Origin of the sequence: Alteromonas profundi (genome assembly GCF_010500865.1) — a bacterium.
GTDB classification, from domain to species: Bacteria; Pseudomonadota; Gammaproteobacteria; order Enterobacterales; family Alteromonadaceae; genus Alteromonas; species Alteromonas profundi.
The window spans coordinates 169,377-190,605 of record NZ_JAAAWN010000005.1 but is presented as its reverse complement, the minus strand read 5'-3'; the positions used below and the strand labels follow the sequence as shown (position 1 = coordinate 190,605).

General features: G+C 44.5%; 17 protein-coding genes and 2 tRNA genes. 8 read left to right on the top strand and 11 right to left on the bottom strand.

Translation table 11 applies throughout. The features are described from left to right. Positions 1-163: 163 nt before the first annotated feature. The 4 genes from GTH32_RS05745 to GTH32_RS05730 all read right to left on the bottom strand — a co-directional run bounded on the left by GTH32_RS05745 (position 164) and on the right by GTH32_RS05730 (position 3,765). Positions 164-240, bottom strand: a tRNA-Met gene (locus GTH32_RS05745). 61 nt (positions 241-301) lie between these two features. Continuing rightward, positions 302-378: transfer RNA gene (locus GTH32_RS05740), tRNA-Met, on the bottom strand. A 195-nt stretch (positions 379-573) separates the two neighbouring features. Then, a complete protein-coding gene (locus GTH32_RS05735; protein ID WP_163084283.1) occupies positions 574-873 on the bottom strand; it encodes a 4a-hydroxytetrahydrobiopterin dehydratase in 300 nt (99 codons plus the stop codon). Positions 874-1,062: 189 nt separating this feature from the next. Continuing rightward, positions 1,063-3,765 carry a TonB-dependent receptor gene (locus GTH32_RS05730; RefSeq protein ID WP_163084282.1) on the bottom strand — a complete coding sequence of 901 codons (2,703 nt, stop codon included), beginning with the start codon at positions 3,763-3,765 and terminating at the stop codon, positions 1,063-1,065. A gap of 397 nt (positions 3,766-4,162) precedes the next feature. On the opposite strand from GTH32_RS05730, the gene GTH32_RS05725 reads away from it, so the two are divergent. Together GTH32_RS05725 and GTH32_RS05720 are read left to right on the top strand one after the other, a co-directional pair. Next, positions 4,163-5,143 carry a mechanosensitive ion channel family protein gene (locus tag GTH32_RS05725; RefSeq protein WP_163084281.1) on the top strand — a complete coding sequence of 327 codons (981 nt, stop codon included), beginning with the start codon at positions 4,163-4,165 and terminating at the stop codon, positions 5,141-5,143. Between the two features lie 91 nt (positions 5,144-5,234). Beyond that, a complete protein-coding gene (locus GTH32_RS05720) occupies positions 5,235-5,354 on the top strand; it encodes an entericidin A/B family lipoprotein (RefSeq protein ID WP_425482359.1) in 120 nt (39 codons plus the stop codon). 84 nt (positions 5,355-5,438) lie between these two features. Here the strand turns inward: GTH32_RS05720 and GTH32_RS05715 are convergent, their stop codons facing one another. Beyond that, complete coding sequence (locus tag GTH32_RS05715; protein ID WP_163084279.1) at positions 5,439-5,888, bottom strand: MaoC/PaaZ C-terminal domain-containing protein; 450 nt, start codon at positions 5,886-5,888, stop codon at positions 5,439-5,441. A 185-nt stretch (positions 5,889-6,073) separates the two neighbouring features. Between GTH32_RS05715 and GTH32_RS05710 the strand changes: the two genes are divergently transcribed. Then, a complete protein-coding gene (locus tag GTH32_RS05710; protein WP_163084278.1) occupies positions 6,074-6,979 on the top strand; it encodes a LysR family transcriptional regulator in 906 nt (301 codons plus the stop codon). Between the two features lie 311 nt (positions 6,980-7,290). Here GTH32_RS05710 and GTH32_RS05705 read toward each other — a convergent pair whose 3' ends face one another. Both GTH32_RS05705 and GTH32_RS05700 read right to left on the bottom strand, forming a co-directional pair. Continuing rightward, positions 7,291-8,805, bottom strand: a complete 1,515-nt coding sequence (locus GTH32_RS05705) for a mannitol dehydrogenase family protein (RefSeq protein ID WP_163084277.1) — start codon at positions 8,803-8,805, stop codon at positions 7,291-7,293. Between the two features lie 9 nt (positions 8,806-8,814). Then, on the bottom strand, positions 8,815-10,530 hold the full coding sequence (locus tag GTH32_RS05700; protein WP_163084276.1) for a purine-cytosine permease family protein: 1,716 nt from the start codon (positions 10,528-10,530) through the stop codon (positions 8,815-8,817). 650 nt (positions 10,531-11,180) lie between these two features. On the opposite strand from GTH32_RS05700, the gene GTH32_RS05695 reads away from it, so the two are divergent. The 5 genes from GTH32_RS05695 to GTH32_RS05675 all read left to right on the top strand — a co-directional run bounded on the left by GTH32_RS05695 (position 11,181) and on the right by GTH32_RS05675 (position 14,973). Then, a complete protein-coding gene (locus tag GTH32_RS05695; RefSeq protein WP_343033391.1) occupies positions 11,181-11,834 on the top strand; it encodes an HAD family hydrolase in 654 nt (217 codons plus the stop codon). Between the two features lie 13 nt (positions 11,835-11,847). Further along, positions 11,848-12,804 carry a sugar-binding domain-containing protein gene (locus tag GTH32_RS05690; RefSeq protein WP_163084274.1) on the top strand — a complete coding sequence of 319 codons (957 nt, stop codon included), beginning with the start codon at positions 11,848-11,850 and terminating at the stop codon, positions 12,802-12,804. Positions 12,805-13,073: 269 nt separating this feature from the next. After that, positions 13,074-13,469: a DUF3718 domain-containing protein gene (locus tag GTH32_RS05685; RefSeq protein ID WP_163084273.1), complete on the top strand. Its 396-nt coding sequence runs from the start codon at positions 13,074-13,076 to the stop codon at positions 13,467-13,469. A 526-nt stretch (positions 13,470-13,995) separates the two neighbouring features. Next, on the top strand, positions 13,996-14,358 hold the full coding sequence (locus GTH32_RS05680; RefSeq protein WP_163084272.1) for a DUF4870 family protein: 363 nt from the start codon (positions 13,996-13,998) through the stop codon (positions 14,356-14,358). Positions 14,359-14,577: 219 nt separating this feature from the next. After that, positions 14,578-14,973 carry a DUF3718 domain-containing protein gene (locus tag GTH32_RS05675; protein ID WP_163084271.1) on the top strand — a complete coding sequence of 132 codons (396 nt, stop codon included), beginning with the start codon at positions 14,578-14,580 and terminating at the stop codon, positions 14,971-14,973. A 91-nt stretch (positions 14,974-15,064) separates the two neighbouring features. Here the strand turns inward: GTH32_RS05675 and GTH32_RS05670 are convergent, their stop codons facing one another. The 4 genes from GTH32_RS05670 to GTH32_RS05655 all read right to left on the bottom strand — a co-directional run bounded on the left by GTH32_RS05670 (position 15,065) and on the right by GTH32_RS05655 (position 21,179). Beyond that, positions 15,065-15,979 carry an alpha/beta fold hydrolase gene (locus GTH32_RS05670; RefSeq protein ID WP_163084270.1) on the bottom strand — a complete coding sequence of 305 codons (915 nt, stop codon included), beginning with the start codon at positions 15,977-15,979 and terminating at the stop codon, positions 15,065-15,067. 78 nt (positions 15,980-16,057) lie between these two features. Then, complete coding sequence (locus GTH32_RS05665) at positions 16,058-17,857, bottom strand: acyl-CoA dehydrogenase C-terminal domain-containing protein (protein ID WP_163084269.1); 1,800 nt, start codon at positions 17,855-17,857, stop codon at positions 16,058-16,060. Positions 17,858-17,866: 9 nt separating this feature from the next. Then, positions 17,867-19,048 (bottom strand): acetyl-CoA C-acyltransferase, encoded by a 1,182-nt coding sequence (locus GTH32_RS05660; RefSeq protein WP_163084268.1) that lies wholly within the window; start codon positions 19,046-19,048, stop codon positions 17,867-17,869. Between the two features lie 10 nt (positions 19,049-19,058). Beyond that, positions 19,059-21,179, bottom strand: a complete 2,121-nt coding sequence (locus GTH32_RS05655; protein WP_163084267.1) for a 3-hydroxyacyl-CoA dehydrogenase NAD-binding domain-containing protein — start codon at positions 21,177-21,179, stop codon at positions 19,059-19,061. Between the last annotated feature and the right edge of the window lie 50 nt (positions 21,180-21,229).

Genomic DNA, 21,229 nt, shown 5'->3' with positions numbered 1-21,229 from the left:
TATTTTGTGCTGGGCGCTACACCATAAATTGTGTTGTTAAAAACCAGATAATAAGGAAGGTACTTTTTTTCGCTACGCCAAGCGCGCTGCAAAAAAGTTTTAGTAGGGCGGCCAATAAAGCAATAGATACAAAAAAACCCCAGTAAAAACTGGGGTTTGAATGTGGTTGCGGGAGCAGGATTTGAACCTACGACCTTCGGGTTATGAGCCCGACGAGCTACCAGACTGCTCCATCCCGCGTCTGATCGTTTTACCAAGCTGTCTATTATGACACCCCAGTATGGAGTTAGTTCATTTTCTGTGGTTGCGGGAGCAGGATTTGAACCTACGACCTTCGGGTTATGAGCCCGACGAGCTACCAGACTGCTCCATCCCGCGCCAGAAAATTCTGTTAAAGTGTTTGGAGTTGTTTGCTCCTCCCTTCAACGTGGGGCGTATTATACATACGAACTTTTCTAACACAAGCACCTTATTCAAAAATATTACACTTTTCTGACCAAGTGAACAATAATCCAGCATTACGTACAAGCCTTGTACAATAACAGTACATTTCCTCTACACAACAGATAATAGCTAGCGAAACTTTTCCATTTTTTCGGCCAATTCGAAGTCCAATTCACTTAACCCATTGACGTCATGAGTGGTTAATGTGACCTCTACCCGGTTATAAACATTGAACCATTCCGGATGATGGCGAAGCTTTTCAGCCCATATGGCAATTTGCGACATCCAGCCAAATGCGCGAATGAAACTTTTAAATGTGAAGGTTTTGGTAATAGTGTCATCTTTTAATGCCCACTGCTCACTTTCAGGTAACGCTTCATTTAATGAGGTAAGACGTTGGTTTATCTGTTCACTGTTTAATTTTGTCACCTAATACGCTCTCTTTGATTGATTACATTAGCGTAAATGTAAACTAGCTGTCGGTGAATATCAGTACCTACATGAAGCACGTCACTACATAGGCTGGTGCATTATGTTTACAAAAAGTTATGTTTACAAAAAGTTATGTTTACAAAAAAGCCGGCATAATAAGCCGGCGCCTTGATAAAATACACTTAGCTAAAATTCAACTGCAAATCGTGCATAAATTTGACGGCCACGGGGATCGTGTACCTTTGAGTCAAACCCACTGTTGGTAAATAACCGTGGAGGATCTTCATCAAATATATTGATACCGCCGAGGGAGAGCACATAACTTCGTTCAGTTTCAAACATAGCGCCTAAATCAATGTTGTACTGTGCATCTACTGTTACTTGGCTATCTACTTCGTAGAAACCATCACTACACCCTGTCACATTGACCGTGCCATCTGAGCAGTTCTGATCGTCATCATAAGAAGAAATATAGCGAACGAAGATATTTGCCGCATGTACATCGTGTTGCCATGCGAGCCCTAAGTTCATACGTAGTTCTGGAGACGAAACACCTATGTTATTGAAATTGCGGCGTCCTGCACCATCAATCGTGCCAGCTTGCGGGTCCATCAACTCATATTTGGTTATATAAGTAGCGTTAAGGGATGGGGTAAAATTACCAAGTTCGGTTTCCATCTTATAGCTGGCAACAAAATCTAAACCCGAGGTTTCTAACGAACTTGCATTCACGTATGTATTGTTAATTTGTAATACGGGCCCGGTCAGTGGGTCCCCCGCCCTTACTATTCTATCGGGGTCGGTAGGATTAGCATTTAATAATGCTTGCGCATTTTCTTGAATAATTAAATCTTCAAATTCAAAGTTCCAATAGTCAAGTTCAAGGGACAAATCTCGGAATGGCTCGAAAGAGACACCTACATTGTAAGCTGTAGACTCTTCTGGCTTAAGGTCTTCGTTACCTGATGTACGTACGGCAACAAAGGCTACCGCCCCCTGAACAGGGTCGACCATTTGTTGTAGCGAAGTAGCTCCCCCTTGTGCGAGGAACACGGTAGGCGCTCTAAACGAGGTGGATATGGAGCCGCGCAGTGAGAAGGTATCAGTGGCCCGATATGAAACCGCTAATTTCGGGTCTACTGTGCTGCCTATGCTACCGCCGTAGTCTTCATAACGTAGTGCTAGTTGCACATCTAAATCTTCGTTTAAGGGTAATGCTAATTCCCCAAACGCGGCCCACACATCTTGACTGCCATTAATATCTGGATTGCCGATAACAAACGTAAAGCTATCTTGATTAGACAACTCATCATAGTCTTGGGAGAGTTGGTTTTCACGATATTGTACGCCTAACGCGAGTGCCGCGAAACCGCCACCAACTTCAAATACGTCAAATGATGTGAAAGCTTCAAAAACTTCCAAATCGGCTTTGGAGTCGATAACCTGTTTACCGGTAAACGAATTAACCACATATTCTGAATTCGGTGCACTGGTATAAGACGTGGCGAATGGGTTAAAAAATTCACAGTCACCCTCTCCAGCCGTCCCCGCTATAGGGTCACACGCAGAGCCCCCAAAGCCGTATAACGCCAATTGAAACTCGGTATCTAGCACGTCGGGTACACTAAATACGAAGTCGTTAACGGCGCGGGTATAGCTAACTTCCCAGAAGCCGCTGTCGGTTACACCTTGTAAATTGGTGCTAAAGCGAAAAGTGTCTGATTCTGTGTTTGCCGGATCACCCTCAAAACCGTTACCTTCTGCACGTCCAAAGAAAGCCACAGATTGACCAAACGGATTTTGTGGGTGGTAATCGGGCACTATTGGCGAAGTAAGTATAGGGAAACTTGGTGCCCCGCCACGCTCGGCACGATTTCTCGCCATACCGAATTCAGCAGTCCAAGTAATATCGTTATCAAATTCATAATTGGCGCTTACATAGGTATTAATTCTACTTTCATCTGCCACATACGAGTAATATTTACCAAAATCAAACCCACAAAAGCCCACTTCCAAGCCTGGAATAGTGTCGCTAGGCGCCTGCAAATCCGGCGTACCGCCATACTCTTCACACCCATAGGGGTCGATTATGGGTAACGCGCCCACGCCCGGAATATTTAAAAAATACGACGCTGGATTTCCCAGTGCACTGGTATCATCCTGCGGACGACTTAAACGTCTATCACTTAAAAACAACGGTGACCGATTGGTATAACTAATTGCGGCCATTACATTGCCGTTGTCCCCTGTGGCGCCCCATACCCCTTGTAATATATATTCTTTATTTTCCCCATGCGCGCCGTCTTGATAGTCGGCACTGATCATGACCCCATCATAGTTTCTTTTGGTGATAAAGTTCACCACACCCGCGACCGCATCCGATCCGTACAAGGCCGACGCCCCGTCTTTAACCACTTCCATACGGTCAATAGCTATCATAGGCACCAAAGAGCTTGTATCAACAAAGTTTAACCCTTCGTTAGTGGGCTGAGCATTTACCACTTGGCGTTTATTATTAAGGAGTACCAACGTAGAGGCTACCCCTAAACCGCGCAGGTTAATATTAGAGGTCCCCGCAGTAGCATTTTGGGTAAATGCGTCGGGGTTATTTTCTGCACCTGTATTAATAGTTAATGTTTCGGTGATATCAGCGATATTTTTCGCACCGATAGCGTCAATGGCAACACTGTCTACCACCGCCAGTGGCGAGGGAGACTCAAAATTTTCACTTCGACGAACGAAGCTACCGGTAACAAGAATAAGTTCAACTTCTTTAGCCTCAGTTTCTTCACTCTCCTGTGTTTGTTGAGCATATGCAACAAAGGGAGAACAGAGAAACGCTGAGCTTACTAAAGCAGCCACTGCAGTTTTACGCGTTTTTACATTCATAGTGTGATTCCAAATCTAGGCACATCACTACCGGGATAACCCTCACATTCCGCTAGTAATAGGCTGGGCGATTTCTCATTGTTATTGTGATTAGGGCATGAACAAAATATGACCTACCGAATTGATGGTATGCTTCAAACGGGCGTTTGTAAATCTATTGTTAATAATGGGTTAACATTAATTTTACACATGGTCTGACCACTTATACCAAAGACCAATAAGCAAAAATGCCCTATGGGAAATCTTTTCTGACACCCAGTATTTTTTTCTTAGTGGTCAGAAATGTTTAACCTTATGAAAATAATTAACCATTTATATCAGTATCTTACTTAGCAAGCGGTAGCGGAATGAAAATTGAATAAGCCTCTAGCATGTAGCAGAAATAATAAGCGAGAGTATGGATTTAATAAAAATTGAGGAAGTTTACACACTGCTTAGTGACAAACTAGAGTCTTGGTTAAAAGGCGCAATTACCCTTCTCCCTAACATTGTCGTGGCATTTCTTATTGCTATTGGGTTCGGCATACTCGCGAAAATCGTGGGAAAATGGGTAGGCAAGTTGATGCGTAGGACATTTGAGTCGCGCCAAATTGCCTCGTTACTCACCTCAATTGTTAAAGCCATCATTTTGGTTGCTGGAATTTTTATCGCGCTAGATTTTATTGGTCTATCTGGCACGGTCACATCCTTACTGGCAGGCGCTGGTATCGTCGGATTAGCCATCGGCTTTGCATTTCAGGATATGACGGAAAACTTTATTGCTGGCATTGCTATGGGTATTCGCAAGCCTTTCGATATTGGTGATGTTATTGAAGCCGAAAGCGTTTTTGGCAACGTAAAGGGCATTAACCTACGTAATACCATCGTAGAAACCTTTTTCGGCCAAATAGAAGTTATTCCGAACAAAATTCTATTTCGCAATATTTTAACCAATTACTCCACCTTAGGTTACCGCCGAATAGAAGTACCCGTAGGTATTTCTTATTCCGATGACGTAGAAAAAGCGGCCAAAGTAATCACTGAGGCCATGAATGAAAAAGACTATGTTATCTATAAACATGAAACTGCTGTGTACGCCGAAGGCTTCGGTGATTCAAGCATTAATCTATTGGTGTGGTTTTGGATAGATTACCCCGGTGACACCGGCTTTATGGTAGCCCGTCACGATGCAGTAGTGACTGTTAAACGTGTGTTGGAAGAAAACGATATTCTTATTCCATTCCCAATTCGTACGTTAGATTTCAATTCTAAAGGCAGTGACAATTTAGACACCATGCTCACCAGCGCCAAGCGTAAGAGTAATGGAAACAACAATTCTTCAGCCAGTCGAAATGATTCGAATGGCAAACAGCAAGGAAGTGGCTCAGGGGAAGACTAACCCAGCCCTTATTCCGAATTTTTTAACACAAAGGAGAACGAAGATGGAAAATCTAGCTAAAGCAAAACAGTTACGCCACCTATTTACCGCAATGTTGTTTGCATCTTTTTTAGGCACAATGAATGGCTGTGCCACTATTGAAGGTGCTGGCGAAGATATTCAAAGTGCAGGTGAAGCAGTAGAAGAAGGTGCAGAGGACGCGTCTAATTAAGCATCGTCTTCTCGTAACAAAATAAAACGCTTATCATCTACCGTGATAAGCGTTTTTTATTGCTTGTATAACCCGCCACTAAACTTACGGTTTTAGTACACCAAGCATTAAAAAGGTGCCCACCAGTGCCGGCTTACCTGACGACTTTAACACGCAACTTGCTTCTACCTTGTATAACGTGCCCGCCGGTTTTACACGTGTCTCAACCAGTTTAAATTGGTACTTTACACTGTCTTCGCACTTTACCGGTTCTAAGAAACGCAAATTATCAATGCCGTAATTGATGGTAGAGGCTATTTTATCCGACTCTTCTAATACCTCTGAAAACGCTTTGGGCATTAATGAAGCGGTTAAAAAGCCGTGAGCAATAGTCGTTGAAAAAGGGCTTTCTCTTTTGCACTTTTCCTTATCTAAGTGAATCCACTGGTGATCTCCTGTGGCTTCGGCGAATTGATCGATCATAGACTGGGTGACGACTAGCCATTGAGGTTGCTCTAACGTATCCCCTACTTGTAAGTCGATGAGAGTTTTCATGTTTTATCCAATACCGGTGAATTTACATAAATCCTACTATCAACCAGTTGAATAATACAATTAACTTCTAATAATAGGTATTTATAAGTATTCTTGTTACAATAACGTAAATTTCGGTCAAACCATAGCGGTAAAAATGGTACGGGCAACAATGATACCGGCATTTATTACCTAAGGGATATGCAATGAATTTAAATAGAATTGACTTAAATCTGTTTGCGGTTTTTGATGCTATTTACACGGCAGGTAGTCTGACGAAAGCTGCTGATGTGTTGTGCATCACTCAACCAGCGGTGAGCAACTCTCTCGCGAGGCTGAGGGAAATGCTCAACGATCCTCTTTTCGTGCGTACAGGGCACAGTATGACCCCTACGCCGGTTGCGCAGAATATTATCGTCCCAGCGCGCCAAGCACTTGCGTTATTACGTAAAAGTGTTCAGGAAAGCCATACCTTTGACCCCCTTACGGCGGAGAAATCATTTAACTTCGCCAGTCGCGATCTGTTGGAAGCGAGTATCATGCCCCGATTGGTTGCGCGTTTACAAAATCTCGCGCCTAATATAGGTATAACAAATTATGAAATCCCTCGAAGCCAAGTGGTGTCGGCCATGGCAAGCGGAACGTTAGATTTTTTTGCCGATGCCTCTACTTTCACCGATCCGCACCTATGCAAAGAAAAAATAGCACAAGACCGATTCGTGGTTTTGGCACGCAAGAATCACCCTGCCCTTAAAAACGGTTTGGATCTCGATTCGTTTTTACGCCTTGGGCATATTAACGTGTCACACCGAAAATCTGGGGTGGGTCCGATTGATATTGCGCTTGATAAAATGGGCAAAAGACGAAAGGTAGTAATGCGAGGACAGCACTTTTTAACAGTGCCAAGCACTATTGTAAAAACCGATTTAATTGCCTGCCTTCCTTTCCACTTAGCTAAGCATTACGACCTTGCGATTTATGAAATGCCCTTTGATTTGCCTGCTGTAGAATACTATTTATATTGGCATGTTAGCGCCGACCACGACTATGCGCATATGTGGATGCGGGAACAAATCATGGAAGTAGCCAGCAACTTTAAAAGTCACGGCTAAGCAGAGAAGCTTTAACGCTTATTGCTAGGCCACGCCTAGCAATAAGCCGTGCAAAGGTAAGCTTGATAAGCTAATTTTTACCCGCGCTAAGTATATAAGTGTACATAAAAGCTTGAAAAGCTTGGGGTTAGCAGCAAAGCGTGCCCTTGTTGAAGATAAAAAGGCGACCCGGATGGCTGAAGTGCCCCCGGTCATTGGATAGTCCAACTATTGGGGGTCACTTCACCGGAAGCCGTCGCCTTTTTGTGGTTACTTATTTTAGCCTTTATTCGCTGGCTTTTTCTTAACTCGCTTTTCTTAACTCGCTTTTCTTAACTCGCTTTGGGCACAGAAGCGTTTGGTGCTAGTGCTGCCACTATTTTAAGCACAGGCTCACCTGCGCGAAGCTGAGATAAGTAGTTTGTGTAAAGCGCAGTAAAGTCTTGATACTCGATTAATTCGCCGAAAATACTGCTTACCGTTAAGAAAGAAAGTGGGTTCTCTTCATACCCTTTTGCGGCAGATTGTAGCTCGTCTGCCAATTCATCTTGTACTAATAGAGCCTTGCCTTCTTGCGAAGTATGGAATTCGCTATAGTATGCCCAACACGCAATAACGAGGGCGCTAATATCAAGTTTACCGCCATTAGCAAGGTTGTCTTTCACGGTGGGAAGTAAAAATACAGGGATTTTTGCTGAACTTTCAAGGCAAATACGTGACAAGGCATCTTTGATATTTGGATTAGCGAAACGGGTCAGTAGGATCTCGCCGTATTCATTAACATCTAGATCGCCCACTGCGTCAAGATTTGGCATCACTTCTGTGCACATGAACTTACCTAACATGTCCCGAAGTGCAGCATTCTCCATACTGCCGTGGATAGTTTCTAAACCTGCTATAGAGCCAACTAAACCTAATACTGAATGGCTAGCATTAAGCATACGCAGCTTGAGCTTTTCATAAGGAGCAACATGCTTCACAAACTGAGCGCCTACCGATTCAAACGAAGGACGATCATTGCAGAAGTCATTTTCAATTACCCACTGATGAAAAGGTTCACACACTACAGGCCAGCTATCCTTAATGCCTAAAGAGGCCAGTTCGTCCATGTCTTCGTCAGTGGTGGCTGGAGTAATTCTATCCACCATGGAGTTAGGAAAGGCGACATTAGTTTCTACCCATTGGGCAAACGCCTTATCCACCAAATTCACATACGCCAGCAACATTGCTTTTAGTACATCGCCGTTGTGCTGAATATTATCGCACGACATGATAGTAAATGGCGCAATTCCCGCTGCTTTACGCGCCTGAAGCGCAGTCAATAAATACCCAAACACCAGTCGAGGGGCTGTTGGGTTAGCAACATCATGAATAACATCAGGGTTATCAGCGATAAATTCGCCCGTGGCGGGATCGAAGTTATACCCCCCCTCAGTTATGGTCAAAGATACAATTTTGACCTCCGGTGACGCTATTTTGTCGATGACCGCTTTAGGGTTTTCGGTGGCCATCATGAATTCAGTAATGGCGCCAATGACAGAAATGTTACGCTCGCCACTTGGGTGCTTTTCTAGCAAAGAGTACAAGTAATCTTGGCTTTCCAACACCTCTTGCATCTTTTTATCTGCCGGGCGCAAGCCAACACCGCAAATCCCCCAATTTAGGTCGCCCGTTGTATTCATATAGCCATTAACATACATAGCTTCATGAGATCGATGGAAACCACCTACCCCAATATGAACAATACCGGTAGTGACATCGCTGCGGTCAAAGTTTGGCGTTGCTATGTTGTCTGGCAACATAGCAAGGTTAGATTTATTTAAGCTAAAGCTCGATTGTGATTGCATAACAAGCCCTTATTTTGCAAATGCCTTCTGGCGACGCATAGCCCAGTAAGCAGTGAAGAAGTAAATAACCGTACAGGCGAAGCCAACGTTGAAGAAAATTTCACGATTATTCTCGTAGCCAGTGACATTGCCACTGAATGAAAAGGTATTGATTGCGAGGGCAACAGTGACAAACAGGCTCACTACCGACAATACCTTTAAGATTTTTGAGACAAAAGACGTATCCTCTATGGCGTCAGGCAAGGCATCAGCTTGCGCTTGCTGCTGAACTTCCACTTTCGAATAAAAAGACGCCATCTCAGCCTGCTCTTCAGGGTATTCCCGCTTCGCCCCGTATTTAGCCGCCAATGCTGTGTATACGAAAATAGTAAAGAACCATGTAGGGATGAATAGATAATAGAATGAAATAACATCTAAGAAATTCAAGCCAAAGCCGAATACAAGTCCTAAGCCCCAGCTAGCTACGGCTGGTGTACTATGGGTAAGGCTTTGGAAGTGCGCCCAATAACGTGTATAACCGATGCGCGGAAAGATAACGTGTTCAGCGAAAACAATAGCGCCAACGGGTACCACTAACAATCCAGCATAGGTTAATAAAGGTAACAACTTAGAAAATACAAATGGGAAGCAGGCAATAGCCACTGTTATCATGCCTACAACTGCGGTGGTTTTGGTGCGCGATCTGTCTTTAAAAATTGCTTGCGCAGCTAGTCCAGCGCGGTACAAATTCGCATTAGCTGTTGTCCACCCAGCCACAATTACAATCACTAGGCCTGACAAGCCTAACGCATGAAACGCAACGTCACCTGGGTCAAGCTCAGTGATAGACTTTTGAACGATAACCGCAGTGCCTGCACCCATAATACCTGCAGAGATCCACGCGATGTAGTGACCGAACAACATACCCGCAGAGGTACATAAACCGTAACGCTTACGCTTGGCAAACCTAAGCATGGCCATATCGATTAGACCAAAGTGAGTAATGGTGTTGGCCGCCCAAGAAAAGCCTATGACTTCCACCAACCCAATGCCAGGTTCACCACTGTCTGTAACACCGGTCCACACCGACGTGCTGCCAATGTGCATAAAATCGGCCCAGCTAGTAAGGAATGTTTGTCCAATGACAGCATCAGCGAGAGCAGGCATAAGTACCAAAGGCCCACTGATAAACATGGTGAACAACCAAGGCGCACAAATACGCGAAAAGTCCGATACTGCATTAAAGCCATACATAGCGACGAATACAACGATTACGCCTACGGCACAAACCACACCTACAAACGCTAGGTTAGTAGGGTACCAATTTAACTGTGCAGGAATACCCAACGCAAAGCGTACCGCCGTTGCCGACACCGTTATCATAGCGGCCGATATGACAGTGAATATGATCACATTCGCCCAGTTGTAGAGTTTCGTCATAGAATCTCCCGCAATTTTTTGCAGGTAGGTATACAAACTAAGACGGGTTTCAACAGCTATAGGGGTGGTGATAAGGGTCCAACTTAGCACGGCTAAAATGTTACCAATAAGCAACCCTAGCAAGATGTCGGTCATGGTGGCGCCAAGGGCCACAAAGGTGGCACCAAATACAAACTCGGTGGCCGCTACATGCTCTCCAGCATACAGCCCCATAAAGTGTTTCCACCCTTTGAGTTTATGTTTTGCAACGGGCAGTTGCTCATCACTAATTTGTGCTATATCTACATTACCTGAAGTCGATCTCATTGTTCTCTCGCTTCGCTTCCTATTATTGCGCTGCTTGTCATATCAACACTAAATACATAGCCAATGTGCTGCGCACTATTAAAGGTTATGTTGCGGGTTTTACCTGCGTCATTTTTGTTGGCATAAAATAAACATCTAAGACTATTTACGCCAACAAAAGTGAGCATATGCCACAACAGTAATTATTTGCTCAGGAAGGATACTCGCATAACCACAACGAGTTGTAAACGGATTTAACAACCTTTTCGTTACTTTTTCGTTAACCAATATTTCTCTTTTGTAGACGCTCTCGCTGTTGGTTAACAGGCTTACAGAACCGTGCTTGTTGCTACTAAAGAATAAGACGCTGATTTGCCGATATTTTTATGTTTATAACTGATGAAATGTTATTATGAGGTAAATGTAGAGCAACTATGTGCCTACCAGTAATAGAATAAAGCCACACTCGTTATCCATCTCAGAGCTATTGCTCATTTGATAACAATAAGATACAAAGTTTGTTAAATCGACATGCGTAATAACAAGTATCCTCGTTTTTGTGTTGGTTAGCTGCTACATAGCGAGCAGTAGGGTTCTCGACAAAAGTCGATGAGCGAGAATCTAGCGTATTAGTAGTGAACTAAATCACCTTATTGAGTAGGAGTGGGTTGGTGTCAGAGATAAAACTTGTCATTTTCGATTGCGATGGTGTTTTGCTAGACAGTGAATGTATGTCGATGCAGTTGTGGCAAACGGTACTGCAGGAAGTTGGCATTACCCTTTCAAAAGCCTATTTTGTCGCAAACTTTCTTGGCAAAAGTATGCAACATGTTGAACAGCAAGTGAGCAAAGACTTTGGCCTTGTCTTAACGCCTGACATGATAGCGGATTATCATCGCCGCTTAGAACAAAACTTCACGCGCGACCTTTGCGCGACACCAGGCATCAAAGCCATCCTTGAGTCAATAGCGGTTCCCTACTGCCTTGCCACAAGTAGCTCAAAAGAAAGAACGACACACGCCTTAAGCTGCACAGGTTTAAGCCACTATTTTATTGAAAAACAATTTACACGTTCAATGGTAAATCGTGGCAAACCCGCCCCAGATCTATTTTTATTAGCGGCGAAAACTATGGGCGTAGCGCCCCAAAACTGCCTTGTAATTGAAGACTCTCAAGCCGGAATAGAAGCGGCGAAAGCCGCAAATATGCAGGTAGCCCATTATATTGGTGGAAGCCATTTAGACGTATCTAACAACACCGACCTCATTGTAATTCGCCATTGGCGCAGTTTTTCAGCACAATTTCCCAACTTAATAACACTTTAAAGAGATAACGTTTGTGAGTAAGAAACAACAACATGACAGCCAACGTTTAGACGAAGCCGCACGTGCAGGCTGGCTATATTACGTGGGTGGAAAAACCCAAGACGAAATTGCAAAACTGCTTAAAACCTCGCGCCAAAGCGCACAGCGCTTAGTTGCCCTTGCCATGTCTGAAGGCTTAGTAAAAGTGCGGCTAGAACACCCCATTGCCCGCTGCATGGAATTAGGAGAGGCATTAAAGACCCGTTTTGGTTTGCAATTTTGTGATGTTGTACCCGCCATAACTGAAGATCCTAATTCTACCCTCGGGCTAGGTCAGGCAGGCGCCGCCGTCATTGAACGCACCCTTAAACAAACACAAGCGCAAACCATCGCGTTTGGCACAGGCCGTGTGCTTCGCGCATGCGCCGACGAATTGCCGTTAATGAACTGCCCGCAACATAAGATTGTATCGCTAGTAGGAAATATAGCCCACAACGGCGAGGCCACGCGCTACGATGTAGCCGTGCACATTGCCGATAGAGCCAAGGCGCAGCACTATCCTATGCCCCTACCGGTAATTGCTGGCTCAGAAGAGGAAAAAAACACCTTACATCAGCAAAGCCATGTATCGCGTATTCACGCTTTAGCTAAAAATGCTGACATCACGTTTGTGGGCATTGGCAACCTTGGCAGCACTTCGCCGCTTTATGTAGACGGTTTTATTGACGATGAGGAACTTGCGTATTTATCAGACGTTGGCGCAGCAGGAGAAATTATTAGTTGGATTTACAACCGCGAAGGCGCGATTGTCGATTGCAAAATAAATAAACGGGTGACCAGTAGCACACTTACCCTTGCCAGCGAAAAGCCCGTTGTTGGTATTGCCTCTGGGCTCAATAAGAAAAAGGCGATTTTAGGCGCCCTACGCTCAAAACTTATTAATTCGCTTATTACCAACGAAACCACGGCAACAGCCCTATTAGATGAATAACCTTGTAGGGGCGCCCCCCGCCCCTGCGTGTTATCTCTACAACAGTAATCCTATTGAGTGTAATAGTAGAGCTATCTTGCGCGCAGTTATTGCAAGTATATCAAGCCCTTAGACGCCCTATACAGGGGATATGCGGGAAATAATACAGGCACATTGGCTAAGGTATTATTTTTTATACGCCGTTATTTACCTACATGTTTTTTGCTAAAAAAAAATGTTCTTTAATCAATACCGAACCGAACAACAAAAAACACTGAAGGAAATTAACCATGTTGAAAATAGTTAAAACTTCACTCATTATCGCAGCAACATCTTTTACTTTCTCTCACACAGCACATGCTGATGTTAACGAGGCACTTGCCAATATTTGTACAATTGTACAAGCCGACGATAAAGGTGAACTTCGCAAAAAAATGCGTCGTGTCCAAGCTGATTACCGCCTAAAACTACGTGATTACTACTCTGGCGTTTCGTGCAACGGCCATAGCTTAATTCGCACCGCACTGGTAAATAACGCCGTTGAGGTAGGTACACTACTTGTAAAGAAGATGCCAAGTAAAGACCTACAGACTCCTGAAGCAGATGGTAAAACCTTACAAGCTTGGATTGCAGAGCAAGGTCTTCAATCAAACCCTATCGCTAGTGAGTTAAACGAACGCATTTAGCCCCTTATTTCACATACCATGTGATAAACCTTTCAACATGGTAACGGCAACTTGCCGTACTGGTGGCTCCGCAAGGAGCCACACCCTCTTATAGCGCTCACCCTAAGCCACTATGATTAACTATACGTAAACACAACGTGCGCTAATATGTTTTATTTACCGATATACGCCGCTTCCCCTTACCTTTGTGTTAGACATAGCCCTAGATAATTGGTACTTACTTCTCCAGCACCATAACAGTGCAATAAAACATCAATCAAAAATTAAAATAAACAGTGGATCTCGTGGTTTGTTTTCGCTTAAGCTACTGATATAAAATGATTGTTAGAGCTTATCAAATGGAACTTGACATACCTCCCCCTTGTTATGCCCCTCTGTTTATCGCCGCTTTTTTATCGCTTCCACTTGGCGTATTTCCCCCTCTATGGGTTATAAACACGTGAGTTACATGTAAGTTTAGCTCACGTATTTGCGACTCTAAAACGGACGTCAAGCTTTACTATAACTGGCAATAACGGAGAAAAAAATGTCAGAAATTCAACAAGCAGCAACAACGCAGGTGTTATCACCAAAAGACGAAGCGGCAAAAACCAATGCGATTATCGCATACGCCTTAATGGTAGTAGGTATATTTACCGGTATCTTTTGGATTGTAGGCGCCATTTGGGCAATGGTTAAAAAAGGCGAGGCACAAGGGACACTATTTGAAGATCATTATGCCAATATCACTAAAACCTTCTGGTGGGGATTAGGCCTGTCTATAATCGGCTTTATTTTGGCCTTTGTAGTGGTTGGCTATTTTCTTCTATTAGGGGTATGGATTTGGTCCATATTTCGAATTGTGAAAGGGTTAGCCAACGTTACATCGAATAAGCCATATAGCGTATAACCTCAAGGGGTAGGGTTATTTACACTCAAAAGTACATTCCCTACCCTTATTTTTTTACACCTCCCATTCTATTCACTGGCTTGTAGCCGTTTTTTTGATGTACTTCGCATAAATACGTATCGTTTTTCATATCTAGTTATTGTCTTACATGTTTCTTCATTCACACCAATGTAATTTAATAGCTGGCGAACCTAATCATTAAACAAAACGAGTTTAACCATGTTGAAAATTGTTAAAACTTCTCTACTTATCGCAGCAACCTCACTTACTATGAGTAATGTTGCCCATGCAGACGTTAACGAAGCCCTAGCCAATATTTGTACGATTGTACAAGCCGACGATAAAGGCGAACTACGTAAGAAGATGCGTAGTGTACAATCGGATTACCGTTTAAAGTTACGCGACTACTACTCAGGCATTTCATGCAATGGCAACAGCCTTATTCGTACAGCGCTGGTAAACAATGCTGTTGAAGTTGGTACACTACTGGTGAAGAAGATGCCAAGTAAAGACTTACAATTGCCTGAAGCTGACGGTAAAACACTTCAAGCGTGGATTGCCGAACAGGGTCTTCAATCAAACCCTATTGCGAATGAGCTAAACGGTCGCATCTAAGCACTGATTTTCACATACCATGTGATGGTTGTTTCAACATGGTCACGGCAATCTGCCGTACTGGTGGCTCCGCAAGGAGCCACACTCTTTTCTATGGCCCGCTAAGCCCATTAACGATGTGGTTGGCAACCCAAAGAGGTTGTTCACGATGGATCCAATGCGTTGCTGTATCATGATAATGCACAGCGACATCATCAACGTAGTTGCCTAGTCCTTCCAATACGCTTTCATCAAACGCCTTATCTTGTCTACCCCATAGCACACAGGTAGGTAGCGCTATACGAATAGTGGGTATTTTAAGTGTGGACAATGCCTCCTCGCTGGCATCAACGGGCGGAACAGTTTGTGGCATCTGCCGATAATAGTTCAGCATGGCCGATAAAGTTTCATTATCATTCCAATCCGCTAAAAGGCGCTTCGCATACCCACTCTGTTGACTGAAAAGCCCCTCACCCAGCATATCTTTTAGTAAGCTAAAATCCGTATTCCGTAAAAACGCTTCGGCGCCGGGGTGCGCCAATGTATGAATATACTGGCTCTTTTGACGTTGCGCCCTGCTATGCTTTAACGCCAAGGTAAATGTGCTAGGGTGTGCTGCATTTAATATGAATAACCGATTAAACAGCTGCGGATAAAACGCAGCCATCGGCCAGGCTAAGGCGCCCCCCCAATCATGCGCAATTAAGGTAACGGGTTTATCATTGCTCATGCGCTTAACAAAAGCAGCTAACCGATGTATTAAAGCAAGAACTTCATAATCTTTATTGTCATCGAGGGGGGCTGATTTATGGTAGCCGGGTAAATCTGGCGCAATAATATGGTACTCAGCTGGCAATAATTGGATAAGAGGCTCCCACGCGTGAGCATTTTCCGGAAATCCATGCAATAAAATGACACGCGGCGCATTTGCAATGCTGCCTTTCCTTTCTAGGTAGTGAAGAGAATGCTGATCTATTTTTGTGAAATGAGAGGTTAGTTCTTGTCGGCTGCAATGCGTATGAGTCATAAAAAGATTCCAAAATAGAAAAGCCGGGTACAGACCCGGCTTTGTTTGCTATGTAAAACTGATTAAATTAACCCGTGGTTATTCAACGGCAAACATACTTTCAGGCATTGCCATTAAGTTATCTGAACCCGACTGCATGGCAGATACTAGTGAACGCGTTCGTGTAAGCAAACGGTCGAAGTAAAAACCTGTGGTAAGTATTTTACCTTTGTAAAACTCGGTTTCAGTACTCCCTGCATCGAGCTGCTGCTGGGCTTTCACTGCCATTTTCAGCCACATATATGCCACCGTGACGTAACCTGAGTACATTAGGTAATCAACCGAGGCTGCGCCAATTTCATCTGGATTTGAAGCTGCCGCTTTAGCGATATCCATGGTAATTTGTTGCCACTCATCAAGATGGGAGTTAAGTGCATTTGTCCAAGCACTAAACTGCGCGTTATCGCGTAACGATTCACAGTAGCTACGCACTTCCTGTACGAACACGTTAAGCAACTCACCGTTTGAGCCCATTACCTTACGGCCAAGTAAATCGATAGCCTGAATACCTGTGGTGCCTTCATACATAGTACAAATACGGGTATCACGGGCTAACTGCTCCATACCCCATTCTTTAATGAAGCCATGACCGCCATACACTTGCATACCATAGCTGGTAGATTCTTGCGCCGTTTCTGTTAAGAACGCTTTCACGATAGGCGTAAGAAACGCAAGTTTTGACTCCGCTAACTGCTTTTCACCCGCCTCGCTGCCGTAAAGTGTGACATCCACCATTTGCATGCAATAGGCTGCTAACGCGCGATTGCCTTCGGCAAAGGCTTTTTGGGTTAAAAGCATGCGACGAACATCGGGATGAACAATAATTGGGTCTGCCGGACCTGACGCATTCTTTCTTCCCGTCAGTGAACGAAATTGAAGGCGGTCTTTAGCATAACGAAGTGCACCTTGAAAAGAGGCCTCAGACGCGGCCAACCCTTCTAACCCTGTACCGATACGCGCGGTATTCATAAACGTAAACATGCAGTTTAAGCCACGGTTTTCCTCGCCAATCAAATAGCCTTTTGCACCATCGAAATTGATAACACAGGTCGCACTCGCTTTAATGCCCATTTTGTGTTCAATGCTGCCGCAAGTCACTGCGTTTCTATCTTGTTTTTCACCATCGTCAGAGACATTAAACTTCGGCACTACGAACAAAGAAATTCCCTTTGTTCCTTCGGGTGCATCGGGCAAGCGCGCAAGAACAATGTGAACGATATTTTCTGACATATCGTGCTCACCAGCGGAAATAAAGATTTTCGTCCCAGATAGGCTGTAGCTTCCATCTTCTTGCGGTTGCGCTTTACATTTCAACATGCCCAAATCAGAACCACAATGGGCCTCGGTTAAGCACATAGTGCCCGTCCATTCGCCGCTAATTAATTTCGGCAAAAACTGATTTTGCTGGGTTTCAGTACCGTGGGCTTTTATTGTTTCCATGCAACCTTGGCTCAAACCCGGGTACATGGCCCAAGAATGGTTTGCCCCTGAAAACCATTCAGCGATAATTGAAGAAAGGGAGTACGGCAGCGCCTGCCCTCCAAACTCTTCAGGATGTGACATACTTGGCCATCCGCCTTCTACGTAGGTATGGTACGCCTCTTTAAAACCTTTTGGTGTAGTCACTTCACCGTCAACCCATTTACACCCTTCTTCGTCACCCGACGCATTTATCGGAGCTAAGGTGTTTTCAGAGAATTTAGCCGCTTCTGCAAAAATAGCAGAAACTAAATCTTCTGAGGCTTCTTCGAAGCCTAATTTCTGATAATGTTGTTGAAAGTTCAGTAACTCGTGAGTTACAAACATCGCGTCGCGTTGTGGAGCTTTATAACCTTCCATACCCAGTACCTATATAACTTCAAATAAACCAGCAGCGCCCATACCGCCACCGATACACATGGTGCAAACTACATATTTAGCACCGCGTCGTTTTCCTTCGATGAGAGCGTGACCCACCATACGAGCACCGCTCATGCCGTAGGGGTGGCCAATAGATATTGCCCCACCGTTTACGTTTAATAATTCATCAGGAATGCCTAACTTATCTCGACAGTACAATACTTGTACGGCAAAGGCTTCGTTGAGCTCCCATAGACCGATATCGTCCATGGTTAATCCATGCTGCTTTAATAGCTTAGGTATAGCGAACACCGGGCCGATCCCCATTTCATCTGGTTCACATCCGGCAACCGCGATACCACGATAAATACCCAAAGGCTGCGCACTGCCTTTTGCAGCCGAATGCTCATCCATGATCACTGTAGCGCTTGCACCGTCCGATAACTGGCTTGCATTACCCGCAGTAATACACCCGCCTTCAATAACCGGATTTAAACTAATGAGGCCTTCCAGCGTTGTTTGTGGACGGTTACCCTCATCCTTAGAAAGGGTGACTTCTTGTTCAGTTGTTTCGCCAGTTTCTTTGTCAAAGTTCGCTTTTACTGCAGTAATTGGCACGATTTCATCATCAAATTTACCCGCCTGTTGCGCTGCTGCAGTGCGCATTTGGCTTTGGAAACCGTACTCGTCTTGTACATCGCGGCTAATACCATATCGCTGCGCAACCACTTCGGCAGTTTGTAACATGGGCATATAAATATCTTTATGTTTGGCAACCAATTGAGGGTCTACCGCACGAAACATATTCATGTGTTTATTTTGAACCAAGGAAATGGAATCTAGACCACCTGCCACCATAATATTGGTGTCACCGGTGCGTATGCTATTGGCCGCAGTGGCAATAGCATACATTCCAGAACTGCACTGACGGTCAAGGGTCATACCTGCAACCGAGGTGGGTAAACCGCCAGCAAGGCCAGCAAGACGCCCAATATTCATGCTGCCACTACCTTGGGTTAACGCACAACCCATAATAACATCGTCAACATTGGCCCCTTCAACGCCCGCTCTTTGAACGGCGTGTTTAATAGCATGGCCACCTAAGGATGGCGCAGGCAAATTGTTCAGCGCCCCTTTGTAGGCGCGCCCGATAGGAGTTCGTGCGGTACTAACTATTACTGCATCACGCATAGCGTATTCCTTATTTTGAATAATTTTTAAAACTGGCATTCTCTTGCGCCAGTTTGATAAGTAGCTCGCTTGGCTGTAACCACATTTTTCCGTAGTCGCCAAGTTGATCGCGATAGGTAGTAAGCTTGTCTAAAATTGTCCCTAAACCTACTTCATCGGCGTATTGCATGGGGCCACCGCGATACACAGGGAATCCATAGCCATACACATAGATAACGTCAATATCACTCGATTTCGCTGCAATCCCTTCTTCTAGAATGCACGCGCCTTCATTGATAAGTGTGTACATTACTCGCACTAATATTTCTTCATCGCTGATGTCTGAGCGTTGCTTAACACCAAGGCGATTTGCTTCTTGTTTCGCGATCTCTAGCACTTCAGGATCTGGGATAGGTACGCGGCTACCGGGTTCATAGTTATATGCACCACGGCCGGTTTTAAGTCCGTTGCGCCCCATTTCCACCAAGCGGTCGGCAACTGCGCCATAAGCGGGATCGTGGGAAATGTATTCTTGACGGGATTGACGCACATAATAACCAATGTCCAACCCTGCCATATCGCCCATTGTGAATGGCCCCATAGGCATGCCAAATTCGGTAAGTACTCTATCTACCTGCTCTGGGGTAGCGCCTTCAAGTAACAACCGATTTGCTTCACGGCCATAGGGCTCAATCATGCGATTGCCCACAAAGCCAAAACAAACCCCAACCAGTACCGCCACCTTCTTAATACGTTTGGCCATCTTCATGCATGTTTTAATAACCTCAGACGAGGTTTTGTCTGCTTTAACAACTTCAAGCAGTTTCATTACGTTTGCAGGTGAGAAGAAATGAAGGCCAATGACGTCTTCAGGGCGAGAAGTTGCCGTAGCGATTTCGTCAATGTCGAGCGTAGAGGTATTAGAGGCTAAGATAGCACCAGGCTTACACACTTTATCGAGTGTAGAAAACACCGTTTTCTTTACTTCCATCTTTTCAAATACAGCTTCGATAACTAAATCTACCTCGGATAAATCATCGTAACTGGTTGTGCCCGAGAGAAGCGCCATGCGGCTTTCTACCTGATCCTGGGTAAGCTTGCCCTTTTTAGCAGAGTTTTCGTAATTTTTACGAATAAGTGCAAGACCTTTCTCTAAGGCTTCAGGCTTGAGCTCTAACATAGTAACTGGGATACCCGCATTAGCGAAATTCATCGCTATACCGCCCCCCATGGTGCCAGCGCCAATAATCGCGACTTTTTCGATACTACGTTCAGGAGTGGATTTATCAAAATCAGATACGTGCCCTGCAGCACGCTCGGCGAAGAAAAAATGCTGTTGCGCTCTCGCTTGAGGTGTATTCATGCACGCCATGAATAACTTACCCTCATGCTTTAAACCATCTTCAAAGGCTAATGTGTAAGCACCTTTTACGGCTTCGATACATTTAAGGGGGGCAAAAAAGCCTTTACTCGCTTTCTTAGTTTGCGCTGTAACAGCGTCAAATACCCCTTGCACTTCCTCATTCATAGAAAGCGTAATCTCACTTGTACGCTTAATGGCGTTGCTTTCGGTTAACGAGGCTAAGTACTGTTTAGTATCATCTAGAAGGTGTTCAGGCTTATCGGAAATTTTATCGAATACGCCTGGAAGTTTGACTACCGAGGTTGGTCTACCTGTCACTATCATGCTAAGCGCAGTTTGCACATCCGCTAAACGAGGTAAGCGCTGCGTGCCGCCCGCACCAGGTAGGATACCGAGATTAACCTCTGGTAAACCCACTTTATTACCGGCAAAAGTAATTCTGTGATGACAGGCAAGTGCCACTTCTAAACCACCGCCAAATGCTGGTCCGGGTAAAACCGCGACAACTGGCTTGGTGGCATTTTCAATTTTATCGAGCACTTCAGGTAGCATAGGAGATAAGTCGCCGCCTGAAAATTCGCTAATATCTGCGCCGCCCGAAAATATAGGCAATGAAGAGGTAACAACAATGGCATTAACACTGTCATCGGCGAGTGCGGCCTCAATGCCTTCAATGAGTCCCACTCTTACTGCTCGAGATAATGCATTTACTGGCGCACTTTGCATGGTTAGTGTTGCCACACCCTGCTCTACGTTATACGCCACTGCTTTATTTTCCATATCTGTCATAACGGTATCCTGTTATTCACGTTAACTGGATGTTATTGCAGTGTTGTTAA